The following is a 10,976-nucleotide window of genomic DNA, read 5'->3' on the forward strand; positions in this document are numbered from 1 at the left end:
GCGATCAGACCGCCTTCATCACCAGCGAGGCGTTGGTGCCGCCAAAGCCGAAGCTGTTGTTGAGCACCGCCCGCACCGGCCGATTCTTCGCGACGTGCGGCACCAGATCGACGCCGGCACAGCCCTCGCTAGGGTTGTCGAGGTTGAGCGTCGGCGGCACCACCTGATCGCGCAGCGCCAGGATGCAGAAGATGCTCTCCACCGCCCCCGCGCCGCCCAGCAGATGGCCGATCGCCGACTTGGTCGAACTCATCGACAGCCCTCCGATCGCGTCGCCGAACAGCCGCCGGACCGCACCGAGTTCCAACTCGTCGCCCAACGGGGTCGAGGTGCCGTGCGCGTTGATATAGTCGATGTCGTCGAGCGACAGGCCCGACTTGCGGACGGCCATCTGCATCGACCGGAACGCGCCCGATCCCTCCGGGTGCGGCGCGGTGACGTGATAGGCGTCGCCCGACAGGCCATAGCCGATCACCTCGGCATAGATCTTGGCGCCGCGCGCCTTGGCCCGCTCATATTCCTCGAGCACGACCACGCCGGCGCCCTCGCCCATGACGAAGCCATCGCGATCGACATCATAGGGGCGGCTGCCGCGCGTCGGCTCGGCCTTGAACCCGGTCGACAGTGCGCGTGCCTGCGCGAAGCCGGCGATGCCGATCGGGCAGATCGCGCCCTCTGCACCACCCGCCAGCATGACGTCGGCATCGTCCATCGCGATCATCCGCGCGGCGTCGCCGATCGAATGCGCGCCGGTCGAGCAGGCGGTGACGACCGCGTGATTCGGCCCCATCAGCCCGTATTTGATGCTGACCTGGCCGGAGATCAGGTTGATCAGGCGGCCGTGGACGAAGTGCGGGGAGACGCGCCGCGGCCCCTTGTGCTCCAGCACCAGCGATTCGCTCTCGATGCCCGGCAGGCCGCCGATGCCCGACCCGATCGAGCAGCCGGCGCGATACCGCTCCTCCTCGCTCATGTCGGTCAGGCCGGCATCCTCGATCGCCTGCCCGGCGGCGTCGATGCCATAGATGATGAACGGATCGACCTGGCGCTGGACCTTGTGATCGACGCGCAGATTCGGGTCGAAGCCATATTCATGGCCGGCCGGCTTCACCTCGCATGCATAGTCGCAGACGTAATCGCTCGCATCGAAGCGGGTGATCGTCGCGGCGCCCGATTTGGCGGCGATGATGTTCTTCCAGGCGGTTTCGACATCGGCCCCCAGCGGGGTGACGAGCCCGAGGCCGGTCACGACTACGCGGCGCATCCTGTTCTCCGTATTTCTGTCTTCACAAACGCCAACGGCCCCCAGCCCCATGAGATGCCCGGGACGGGGAGCCGCTGCAATCTATCGATCCCGTCCGTGGCGGACGGGCGAGGCGGGCCTCAGCCCTTGTGCTCGTCGATGTAGGAAATCGCGTCCTTGACGGTCGTGATCTTCTCCGCGGCGTCGTCCGGGATCTCGACCCCGAATTCCTCCTCGAACGCCATCACCAGCTCAACGATGTCGAGGCTGTCTGCGCCCAGATCGTCGATGAAGCTCGCGTCCTCGGTCACTTTCTCGGCTTCGACGCCGAGGTGCTCGACGACGATCTTCTTCACGCGGTCAGCGGTCTCGCTCATGCCCTGTTCCTTCTTACGGGTTTTCGAATTGCCAAACGCAACTAGAGTGCGCCCGGAGCCCTTGCAAGGGGCGGACGGGTCACAGCATCGCCATGCCGCCGTTCACGTGCAACGTCTGGCCGGTGACATAGCCCGCCTCGCGGCTGGCAAGATAGACCACCGCGGCGCCGATATCAGCGCCCGAACCCAGGTCGCCGGCCGGGATTCGCGTGAGCAGTGCCTGCTTCTGGGCGTCGGGCAGCACGTCGGTCATCGCCGACCGGATAAATCCGGGCGCGACGCAATTGACGGTGATTCCCCGGCTGGCCAGTTCCTGCGCCAGCGCCTTGGACATGCCGACCAGCCCCGCCTTCGACGCGGCGTAGTTGGCCTGGCCGGGGTTGCCGGTCGCGCCGACGACCGAGGTGATCGAGACGATCCGGCCGAACCGCGCCTTCATCATCGGCCGCGCGGCGGCGCGGGCGAGGCGGAACGCGGCCTCCAGATTGACGCGAATCACCGTGTCCCACTCCTCGTCCTTCATCCGCATCGCCAGATTGTCGCGGGTGACGCCGGCGTTGTTGACGAGGATATCGAGCTTGCCGCCTAGCGCCTCGACCGCCTGCGGCACGAGCTGGTCGACCGCCGCGCCGTCGGACAGGTCGCACGGCACCGCGACATGATGGTCGCCCAATCCGGCGCGAAACGCCTCGAGCTTGGCCGCGTTGGACCCGGACACCGCCAGCCGCGCCCCCTGCCCGGCCAGCGCCTCGGCGATCGCCGAACCAATTCCCCCCGATGCGCCGGTCACCAGCGCGGTCATGCCTGTCAGGTCGAACATCATCTCATTCCTTGATTATTTCGCGCAGAGGCGCAGAGGACGCGGAGTGTGAGTAGTTGTTGACCAGCCGACGCACACCCTCCTTGAGCGTTTCCCCGCCAAAGTTGATCAGCAGCCCTACGGGCTGCTTTGTCAGGCGCAGATAGGTCAGCAATTGCTTTGCGTGCGCCCCGTTCAACCGCTCGACCGATTTGATTTCCACGATCAGGCGCCGGTCGACAAGCAGATCGATACGAAACGCCGCATCAAAACGCATGCCGTCGAACTCGATATCGACAGGATATTGGCGGCTGACCGGGTAGCCCCGCCCGGCAAGCTTTCCCGCCAGAACCATCTCATAGACGCTCTCCAGCAAACCCGGACCAAGATCGCGATGGATCCGGATAGCCAACTCGATCACGTCGCTTGTGATACGATCGATATCCTCCATCGCGCCCTCTCTGCGCCCTTCGCGCCTCTGCGCGAAATTCTAAAGCCCCTTCGCCAGCGCCTCGATGTCGTCCATCGTCACCACGCTGGTGGTGGTCGCGTCGGGGGCGGTGCGCTTGACCATGCCGGCCAGCACCTTGCCGCCCAGCTCGACGAAATCGTGGACCCCCGCGTCCCACATCGCCATCACCGATTCGCGCCAGCGCACCATGCCCGTCACCTGCTCGACCAGCAGCGCCTTGATCACCACCGGGTCGGCGACCGGCGCGGCGGTGACATTGGCGTAGACCGGCACCAGCGGCGCGCGCATCGCGACTTCGGCGAGCGCCGCCTCCATCGCCTCGGCGGCGGGCTGCATCAGCGGGCAGTGGAACGGCGCCGACACCGGCAGCAACAGCGCGCGCTTCGCCCCCATTTCCTTGGCCAGCGGCACCGCCCGCTCGACCGCGGCGCGCGCGCCGGAGATCACCACCTGCGACGGATCATTGTCGTTGGCGACGGTGCACACGTCGCCCTGCGCCGCCGCGTCAGCGATCGCCTGCGCCTTGTCGCGATCGGCGCCGAGCACCGCGGCCATCGCGCCCTCGCCCACCGGCACCGCCGCCTGCATCGCCCGCCCGCGCAGCTTGAGCAGCCGCGCCGTCGTCCCCAGGTCGAGCGCCCCGGCGGCGCACAGCGCGGTATATTCACCCAGCGAGTGGCCCGCGACATAATCCGCCTTGTCGGCCAGGCTGATCCCGCCGTCGCGCTCCAGCACGCGCAGCACCGCGATCGCGTTGGCCATGATCGCCGGCTGGGCGTTTTCGGTCAGCATCAGCTGATCCTCCGGCCCGTCCGCCATCAGCCGCGACAGCGCCTGGCCGAGCGCGTCGTCGACCTCCTGGAACACCTCGCGCGCATGGGGGCTGGCCGCCGCGAGCGCGGCGCCCATACCGACCGACTGGCTTCCCTGTCCGGGAAAGATAAAAGCGCGCATGGTCCCCTCCTGGTCGCCGCAGAACATCCCATTCCGGTAGGGGCGAGGCTGGCGAGAGGCAAGCCGAGGCGACGATGGCCGAGGCGAAGATGAACGTTCCCGCCGGCGCGGCGACAAAGTGCGACCATTTCGCACGCGGATCGACACAGGTCCGCGACAGTCCGCCCCCAGATTGTCCTCAGCCGCCGAGGGGTGGTGATTGAGGAGACACGTTATGAAAAAGATGATCCTGGCGGCGGTCGCCGCTTCGCTGGTGTCGGTTCCGGCCATGGCCGCCCCGTTCGATCAGCGTCATCCGCCCAAGGTGATGGTGAAGAAGCAGGCGAACAAGCGCGTCGTCGTCCAGCGCAACCAGCGCCATGCCCCGGCGGTGCAGTACCGCAACTGGAGCAAGGGCCAGCGGTTCGATTCGCGCTATGCCCGCAACTACAGCCAGATCAACAACTGGCAGCAGTATCGCGGTCGCCACCTCTACGCCCCGCCGCGCGGCTATCACTGGGTGCGCTCGGGCAATGACGCGGTGCTCGTCGCGATCGCCGGTGGCCTGATCGGCGCGGTCGTTGCCGGCGCGTTCAACTAAAAACTTGCAAAATCGCCCTGAAGTTGATTTAGGGCCCACAGCAAGGGCGGAGGGCCAGTCTCTCCGCCCTCATGCTGTTTGATACGGAACGATAGCCGGAGGGGCGACCGCACGGGGCGGCGTCAGCGATCGGCCAAGATTAGGACAAGACCACATGGCTCTTTACGAGCATGTGTTCCTTGCGCGCCAGGATCTGGCACAGGCGCAAGTGGACGCACTGGCGGAAGCCGCCACCAAGATCGTCGAGGATCACAAGGGCAAGGTCGTCAAGACCGAAACCTGGGGCCTGCGCAGCCTGGCGTATCGCATCGCCAAGAACCGCAAGGCGCATTATGTGATGCTCGAGATCGACGCCCCCGGCAACACCATTGCCGAGCTGGAGCGCCAGACCCAGATCAACGAAGACGTCATCCGCTACATGACGGTGCGCGTCGACGAGCTGGAAGCCGGCCCGACCGTGATGATGCGCAAGCAGGAGCGCGACCGTGAGCGCCGTGGCGACCGTGAAGGCCGTCCGGGCGGCGATCGCCCGCGTCGTGACCGCGAAGACAGCAACTTCGGTGGGGAGGCTAACTGATGGCCCGCGCATTTTTCCGTCGCCGCAAGAGCTGCCCCTTCTCCGCGAAGGATGCTCCCCGGATCGATTACAAGGACGTCCGTCTGCTCCAGGGCTTCGTGTCCGAGCGTGGCAAGATCGTCCCGTCGCGCATCACCTCGGTGAGCGCCAAGAAGCAGCGCGAACTCGCCCAGGCGATCAAGCGTGCACGTCATCTGGGCCTGCTGCCCTACATCGTTAAGTAAGGAGCAGACGCAATGGACGTTATCCTGCTTGAGCGCGTCGAGAAGCTCGGCGCCATCGGCGACGTGGTGAAGGTGAAGGACGGCTTCGCCCGCAACTACCTGCTGCCCAACAAGAAGGCGCTGCGCGCCAACGAAGCCAACAAGAAGGTCTTCGAGGCGAACCGCGCCAAGATCGAATCCGACAACGCCAATCGCCGCGGCGAGGCCGAGAAGGAAGCCAAGACCTTTGAAGGCGCGAGCGTCACGCTGATCCGCCAGGCGTCGAACACCGGCCAGCTCTATGGCTCGGTCGCGGTGCGCGATCTGGTCGAGGCGCTGGTCGCCGACGGCCACAAGGTGCTGAAGTCGGCGATCGTGCTCGACAAGCCGATCAAGTCGATCGGCGTGTACGAGGTCAAGGTCGCGCTGCACCCGGAAGTGTCGGTGACGGTCAAGGTCAACGTCGCCCGTTCGCCGGAAGAGGCCGAAATGCAGGCACAGGGCGTCGACGTGATGGCGGCGATGTTCGAGAAGGACGAGGCCGGCTTCACCGAGGACTATGATCCCAACGCCGAGCCCGGCGCGACCGCCGAGGTCCAGCCCGAAGCGGCTGCGGAGACCGACGCCGATCAAGGCTGATCCTCTTCCGCTCCGTCAACTCGATAGGGCCGCTCGCGCACCGCGAGCGGCCCTTTTCGTTACACACGACAGCAACCGGGATCACGCCGCCATGACCGATACGCCACCCGCTCCGCCCGCCTCCACGCGCTCGAGAGCGCGCGAGATGCTGGCGGCGGGCGATCTGGCGCCGTGGTTCATGGGCAAGATGCTGGGCGAGGCGGAGGAATGGAGCTTTGCCTCCGCTGGCGGGGCGGCGGTACTGCTGTTCTTCATGGGCACCGCCAGCGACCCGAAAGTGGCGGCGGCGCACGATTGCATCCTGGCGCGGGCGGCACTGTTCGACGATGTCCGCGCGCGCTTCTTCGGCGTCACCGCCGATCCGCGCGACGCCCCCGCGGGCCGGATCGCGCGCCGGTTGCCGGGCATCCGCTACTTCCTCGATTACGGGATGGAGATCGCCCGGCGATTCGGCACGGCGGACGATGACGGCCAGTATCGTCCGCACCTGCTGGTGCTCGACCGCCGGCTCCATGTCGCCGGGCGATTCGGTCTGGGAGAAGTCGACGCGGCGTTGGAACTGTTGGCGCTGGAAGCCGGGGATGTCGGTCAGGATTGGGCACCGGTCCTCACCATGCCCAACCTGTTCGAGCAGAGCCTCTGCCGCGATCTGATCGCCTATTACGATTGTGACGGCGGGTCCGACTCGGGCTTCATGCGCGATATCGATGGCAAGACCACCTTGGTCACCGACCACAGCTTCAAGCGCCGCCGCGACGCGCTGATCGAGGATCTGCCGCTCCAGGCCGCGATCCGCCAGCGAATCGAACGGCGGCTGGTGCCGACGATCCGCCGCGCGCTCCAGTTCAATGCGACGCGGATCGAACGATACGTCGTGTCAGCCTATGATGCCGGCGCGGGCTTCTTTGGCCCGCATCGCGACAACACCACGCGCGGCACGGCGCATCGCCGGCTGGCGGTGACGATCAACCTGAACGACGACTATGACGGCGGCGACCTGCGCTTCCCCGAGTTCGGCACGCGCACCTACCGCGCCCCGCCAGGCGGCGCGGTCGTGTTTTCCTGCGCGCTGCTGCATGAGGCGACCCCGGTGACGCGCGGCCGCCGCTACGCCTGCCTGCCGTTCCTCTACGACGAGGAAGCCGCACGCATCCGCGAGGCGAATCAGGCACACCTCGCCGACAACAGCAACATCTATGTCGCAAATCCGAGCGGCGAGCAGGCGCAGATGTAAGGGAGGCTATTTCCGGCCGAACAGCTTCTCGATGTCGCCATGCGCCAGCTTCACCCATGTCGGGCGGCCGTGGTTGCACTGGCCGGAATGCGGCGTCACCTCCATCTCGCGCAGCAGCGCGTTCATCTCGGCGACCGACAGCACCCGGCCGGCGCGCACCGATCCGTGGCAGGCCATCGTCGCGGCGATATGATCGAGCCGTTCCTTGAGGCTCAGCGCTTCGTCATAGGCGGCCAGTTCGTCGGCAAGGTCGGTGACCAGCCCCTGCACGTCGCCCTGCCCCAGCAGCGCCGGGGTCGCGCGCACCAGCATCGCGCGCGGACCGAACCGTTCCAGCTCCAGCCCGAATTCGGCCAGTTCCGCCGCGCGCGCCTCCAGCCGGTCACAGCCCGGCTCGTCGAGCTCGACCACCTCGGGCAGCAGCAGCGCCTGCCGCGCCACCCCGCCGTCGCCGATCGCCTTGCGCATCCGTTCGAGCACCAGCCGTTCGTGCGCGGCGTGCTGGTCGACGATCACCAGACCGTCCTCCGCCTCGGCGACGATATAGGTCTTGGCGACCTGACCACGCGCGACGCCCAGCGGGAAGGTGGCGGTCTCCGGCGGCGGGGCATAGGCCGGCTCGGCGCGGGCCTGCGGCGGGGCGATGAAGCTCGGCCGGCGATCGTACACCGCCGTGTGCGAGGACGCGACGCTGCCCCACAGGTCAGCGACCGGCGCGACCGGCGCGACCGGCTCCGCCACCCACGCGCCCAGCGCCGCCTCACTCGGGCGCTGCACCACGCGGTAGCCGGCCGCGTCCAGCGCGCGGCGCAGGCCGCTGACGATCAATCCGCGCACCAGTCCAGGATCGCGGAAGCGCACCTCGGTCTTGGCCGGGTGGACGTTGACGTCGACCGCGTCGGTCGGCAGGTCGAGGAACAGCGCCACCACCGGATGACGATCGCGCGCCAGCATCTCGGCATAGGCGCCGCGCACCGCGCCGACCAGCAACCGGTCCTTCACCGGGCGGCCGTTGACGAACAGATACTGGTGATCGGCGACGCCGCGGTTGAACGTCGGCAACGCGGCCACGCCGCCGAGCACGATCCCCTCGCGCTCAAGCTCGATCGTCACGCTGTTCGCGGCCAGTTCGCGGTCGGTGAGCGCGGCGACCCGGTCGGGCCGGCTCTCCCCACCCTGCACGCCCAGGCTGCGGCGCCCGTCATGTTCCAGACTGAACGCGATGTCGGGCCGGGCCATCGCCAGCCGCCGGACGACGTCGAGGCAGGCGGCATATTCCGCGCGGGCGGAGCGGAGGAACTTGCGCCGCGCCGGCACCTTCTCGAACAGCCCCTCCACGCGCACTCGCGTGCCGGGCGGCAGCGCCGCCGGCCCCTCGCGCACCAGCGCGCCGTTGTCGACCAGCCGCGACCAGCCCTCCGCCCCGCGCACGCGGCTTTCCAGCGTGATCCGCGCGACGCTAGCGATCGACGGCAACGCCTCACCACGAAAGCCCAGCGTGGTGACGGCCTCGATCATGTCGTCGGGCAGTTTCGACGTCGCATGGCGTTCCAGCGCCAGCGCCATTTCTGGCGGGCTCATCCCGCACCCGTCGTCGGTGACCTCGATCAGTTCGGTGCCACCGGCGGTGATCCGCACCGCGATCCGCGTCGCCCCGGCGTCGACCGCGTTTTCCACCAGTTCCTTCAACGCGCTGGCTGGCCGTTCGACCACTTCACCGGCTGCGATTCGATTGACGAGATGCTCGGGCAGGCGGCGTATTGACATGGGGTCCGCTCTAGCCCAAGCGGCGCCATCCCGCGACCCGTATCCGCCAGAATCGGAGCCGGATTTTCTGGCTGCGGCGGAACCGGGTTTCGGTAGTGCGAACCGCCGCGCGGCCCCCCCGTTGCGGCCTGACACGGAAGTTTCGATGGCCTTTTCCCGCTTCTTCAGATTCATGTCCCACGACATGGCGATCGACCTGGGCACCGCCAACACGGTGGTCTATGTGCGCGGTCGCGGGGTTGTGCTCAACGAACCCTCCGTCGTCGCGATCGAGACGATCAACGGCATCAAGAAGGTGCGCGCGGTCGGCGACGACGCCAAGCTGATGATGGGAAAGACCCCCGGATCGATCGAGGCGATCCGTCCGCTGCGCGACGGCGTGATCGCCGACATCGACGTGGCGGAGGAGATGATCAAGCATTTCATCCGCAAGGTCCATGGTGGCCGCAAGTCGGTGATGCGCTGGCCGCAGATCGTGATCTGCGTGCCGTCTGGCTCGACCAGCGTCGAACGCCGCGCGATCCGCGACGCCGCCTCCAACGCCGGCGCCAGCCAGGTATGGCTGATCGAGGAGCCGATGGCCGCCGCGATCGGCGCCGACATGCCGGTGACCGAACCGATCGGCAGCATGGTCGTCGACATCGGCGGCGGCACCACCGAAGTGGCCGTGCTCAGCCTGCGCGGCCTCGCCTATTCGACCAGCGTCCGCGTCGGCGGCGACAAGATGGATGAGGCGATCGTCAGCTACGTCCGCCGCAACCACAACCTGCTGATCGGCGAGAGCACCGCCGAGCGCATCAAGCAGGACGTCGGCATCGCCAAGCCGCCCGCCGACGGCGTCGGCCTGACGCTGCACATCAAGGGCCGCGATCTGGTCAACGGCGTGCCCAAGGAAATCCAGATCAACCAGGGCCAGATCGCCGAGGCGCTGAGCGAGCCGGTCGGCACCATCGTCGAGGGCGTCCGCATCGCGCTGGAGAACACCGCGCCCGAACTGGCCGCCGACATCGTCGACCAGGGCATCGTGCTCACCGGCGGCGGCGCGCTGCTCCAGGGGATCGACGAAGTGCTGCGCGACGAAACCGGCCTGCCGGTGACGGTCGCCGAGGACCCGCTGACCTGCGTCGCGCTCGGCACCGGCCGCGCGCTCGAGGATCCGGTGTTCCGCGGCGTCCTCATCCAGGTCTGATCGAGGTCCGGGGACCATGGCGCCGCCACATAACCGGCGCACCGGATTTTCGCGGCGGGCGCAATACGGCCTGTTCCTGAGCTATGTCGTCGCCGGGGTCGGCCTCGTCATCGGGCTGGGATTGTTGCTGCTGTCGCGCTTCGATCCGCCCGCGTTTTCGGCGCTGCGGGTCGGTGTCGCCGAACTGACCACGCCGGTCGCCTCCGGACTGAACGGCCTGCGCCGCGCCGCGACCATCCCGTCGGGCGTCACCGATTATTTCGGCGGTGCGGGCAAGATCCGTGCGCTGCGCAAACAACTGGATGAAGAGCGCGCGATCGTGATGCGCGCCCGCACGCTCAACGCCGAAAACCGGCGCCTGCGCGCGCTGCTGCACGTTCGCGATGCTGAGGCGACGCCAGTGATCGCGGCGCGGCTGGTCGCGTCCACCGCCACCAGCACGCGGCGCTATGCCACGCTCAACGCCGGGTCGCGGCAGGGCGTCGAGCCGGGCCAGTCGGTGCGCGGCCCCGACGGGCTGGTCGGCCGCGTGCTGGAAACCGGACCGAACAGCGCCCGCGTGCTGCTGATCGTCGACGCAGAGAGCATCATTCCGGTCCGCCGCGCCCGCGATGGCTTGCCCGCGATCGTCTCCGGCCGCGGCGACGGGCTGCTGGAGGTGCGCTCGGCCGCGTCGGTCAACGCCCCGTTCCGCGCCGGCGACATCTTCGTCACATCGGGAACCGGCGGGCTCTATCCGCCCAACATCCCGGTCGCGCGCGTCACCCGCGATGCGCGCGACGCGGCGGAGGCGCGCGGCTTCGCCAACCCCGATTCGCTCGATTTCGCGCTGGTCCAGCGCGTGTTCATGCCGCCGCCGCCCGCCGCCACGCCGACGCCCGCCGGAGCCGCCAGGTGAAGCCGCCCGGCGCCGGCCCGTTCCAGCCAGCGCCGCCGCCGCGC

Annotated in this window: 13 protein-coding genes; 7 read left to right on the forward strand and 6 right to left on the reverse strand. The window is 68.1% G+C overall.

Annotation, left to right across the window (positions count from 1 at the left end; all coding sequences use genetic code 11):
* Positions 1-4: 4 nt before the first annotated feature.
* From fabF to fabD, 5 genes are all read right to left on the reverse strand, one after another.
* Positions 5-1,264, reverse strand: a complete 1,260-nt coding sequence (gene fabF / locus VNR91_RS05040) for a beta-ketoacyl-ACP synthase II (RefSeq protein ID WP_325489690.1) — start codon at positions 1,262-1,264, stop codon at positions 5-7.
* A 119-nt stretch (positions 1,265-1,383) separates the two neighbouring features.
* Entirely contained in the window at positions 1,384-1,620 is a 237-nt protein-coding gene (locus VNR91_RS05045; protein WP_299650314.1) for an acyl carrier protein, read from the reverse strand.
* A 79-nt stretch (positions 1,621-1,699) separates the two neighbouring features.
* Positions 1,700-2,440, reverse strand: coding sequence for a 3-oxoacyl-[acyl-carrier-protein] reductase (fabG, locus tag VNR91_RS05050; protein ID WP_325489691.1), 741 nt, complete (start codon positions 2,438-2,440; stop codon positions 1,700-1,702).
* Positions 2,441-2,444: 4 nt separating this feature from the next.
* Positions 2,445-2,870, reverse strand: coding sequence for a GxxExxY protein (locus VNR91_RS05055; protein WP_325489692.1), 426 nt, complete (start codon positions 2,868-2,870; stop codon positions 2,445-2,447).
* A gap of 39 nt (positions 2,871-2,909) precedes the next feature.
* Complete coding sequence (fabD, locus tag VNR91_RS05060) at positions 2,910-3,845, reverse strand: ACP S-malonyltransferase (protein ID WP_325489693.1); 936 nt, start codon at positions 3,843-3,845, stop codon at positions 2,910-2,912.
* A 214-nt stretch (positions 3,846-4,059) separates the two neighbouring features.
* On the opposite strand from fabD, the gene VNR91_RS05065 reads away from it, so the two are divergent.
* The 5 genes from VNR91_RS05065 to VNR91_RS05085 all read left to right on the forward strand — a co-directional run bounded on the left by VNR91_RS05065 (position 4,060) and on the right by VNR91_RS05085 (position 7,078).
* Positions 4,060-4,425 (forward strand): RcnB family protein, encoded by a 366-nt coding sequence (locus VNR91_RS05065; protein ID WP_325489694.1) that lies wholly within the window; start codon positions 4,060-4,062, stop codon positions 4,423-4,425.
* A 154-nt stretch (positions 4,426-4,579) separates the two neighbouring features.
* Positions 4,580-5,002 carry a 30S ribosomal protein S6 gene (gene rpsF, locus VNR91_RS05070; RefSeq protein WP_325489695.1) on the forward strand — a complete coding sequence of 141 codons (423 nt, stop codon included), beginning with the start codon at positions 4,580-4,582 and terminating at the stop codon, positions 5,000-5,002.
* Positions 5,002-5,226 (forward strand): 30S ribosomal protein S18, encoded by a 225-nt coding sequence (rpsR, locus tag VNR91_RS05075; protein WP_250753687.1) that lies wholly within the window; start codon positions 5,002-5,004, stop codon positions 5,224-5,226. Before rpsF ends, rpsR begins: the two co-directional genes overlap by 1 nt.
* Positions 5,227-5,238: 12 nt before the next feature.
* Positions 5,239-5,844 (forward strand): 50S ribosomal protein L9, encoded by a 606-nt coding sequence (gene rplI / locus VNR91_RS05080; RefSeq protein ID WP_325489696.1) that lies wholly within the window; start codon positions 5,239-5,241, stop codon positions 5,842-5,844.
* 91 nt (positions 5,845-5,935) lie between these two features.
* Positions 5,936-7,078 carry a 2OG-Fe(II) oxygenase gene (locus tag VNR91_RS05085; RefSeq protein ID WP_325489697.1) on the forward strand — a complete coding sequence of 381 codons (1,143 nt, stop codon included), beginning with the start codon at positions 5,936-5,938 and terminating at the stop codon, positions 7,076-7,078.
* A 6-nt stretch (positions 7,079-7,084) separates the two neighbouring features.
* Here the strand turns inward: VNR91_RS05085 and mutL are convergent, their stop codons facing one another.
* Positions 7,085-8,845, reverse strand: coding sequence for a DNA mismatch repair endonuclease MutL (mutL, locus tag VNR91_RS05090; protein ID WP_325489698.1), 1,761 nt, complete (start codon positions 8,843-8,845; stop codon positions 7,085-7,087).
* Between the two features lie 145 nt (positions 8,846-8,990).
* On the opposite strand from mutL, the gene VNR91_RS05095 reads away from it, so the two are divergent.
* Both VNR91_RS05095 and mreC read left to right on the forward strand, forming a co-directional pair.
* Positions 8,991-10,034, forward strand: a complete 1,044-nt coding sequence (locus VNR91_RS05095; protein WP_325489699.1) for a rod shape-determining protein — start codon at positions 8,991-8,993, stop codon at positions 10,032-10,034.
* A gap of 16 nt (positions 10,035-10,050) precedes the next feature.
* A complete protein-coding gene (mreC, locus tag VNR91_RS05100; protein WP_325489700.1) occupies positions 10,051-10,932 on the forward strand; it encodes a rod shape-determining protein MreC in 882 nt (293 codons plus the stop codon).
* The last annotated feature ends 44 nt before the right edge of the window (positions 10,933-10,976 follow it).

The organism is Sphingomonas sp. (assembly GCF_035555815.1).
In the GTDB taxonomy this organism is placed as follows: domain Bacteria; phylum Pseudomonadota; class Alphaproteobacteria; order Sphingomonadales; family Sphingomonadaceae; genus Sphingomonas.

Bases quoted from the DNA above. Each gene is read 5' to 3' on its own strand.
- rplI (WP_325489696.1), top strand. From the start codon at position 5,239: ATGGACGTTATCCTGCTTGAGCGCGTCGAGAAGCTCGGCGCCATCGGC.
- rpsR (WP_250753687.1), top strand. From the start codon at position 5,002: ATGGCCCGCGCATTTTTCCGTCGCCGCAAGAGCTGCCCCTTCTCCGCG.
- VNR91_RS05085 (WP_325489697.1), top strand. From the start codon at position 5,936: ATGACCGATACGCCACCCGCTCCGCCCGCCTCCACGCGCTCGAGAGCG.
- fabG (WP_325489691.1), bottom strand. From the start codon at position 2,440: ATGTTCGACCTGACAGGCATGACCGCGCTGGTGACCGGCGCATCGGGG.
- mreC (WP_325489700.1), top strand. From the start codon at position 10,051: ATGGCGCCGCCACATAACCGGCGCACCGGATTTTCGCGGCGGGCGCAA.
- VNR91_RS05055 (WP_325489692.1), bottom strand. From the start codon at position 2,870: ATGGAGGATATCGATCGTATCACAAGCGACGTGATCGAGTTGGCTATC.
- rpsF (WP_325489695.1), top strand. From the start codon at position 4,580: ATGGCTCTTTACGAGCATGTGTTCCTTGCGCGCCAGGATCTGGCACAG.
- VNR91_RS05065 (WP_325489694.1), top strand. From the start codon at position 4,060: ATGAAAAAGATGATCCTGGCGGCGGTCGCCGCTTCGCTGGTGTCGGTT.
- VNR91_RS05095 (WP_325489699.1), top strand. From the start codon at position 8,991: ATGGCCTTTTCCCGCTTCTTCAGATTCATGTCCCACGACATGGCGATC.
- fabD (WP_325489693.1), bottom strand. From the start codon at position 3,845: ATGCGCGCTTTTATCTTTCCCGGACAGGGAAGCCAGTCGGTCGGTATG.
- fabF (WP_325489690.1), bottom strand. From the start codon at position 1,264: ATGCGCCGCGTAGTCGTGACCGGCCTCGGGCTCGTCACCCCGCTGGGG.
- VNR91_RS05045 (WP_299650314.1), bottom strand. From the start codon at position 1,620: ATGAGCGAGACCGCTGACCGCGTGAAGAAGATCGTCGTCGAGCACCTC.
- mutL (WP_325489698.1), bottom strand. From the start codon at position 8,845: ATGTCAATACGCCGCCTGCCCGAGCATCTCGTCAATCGAATCGCAGCC.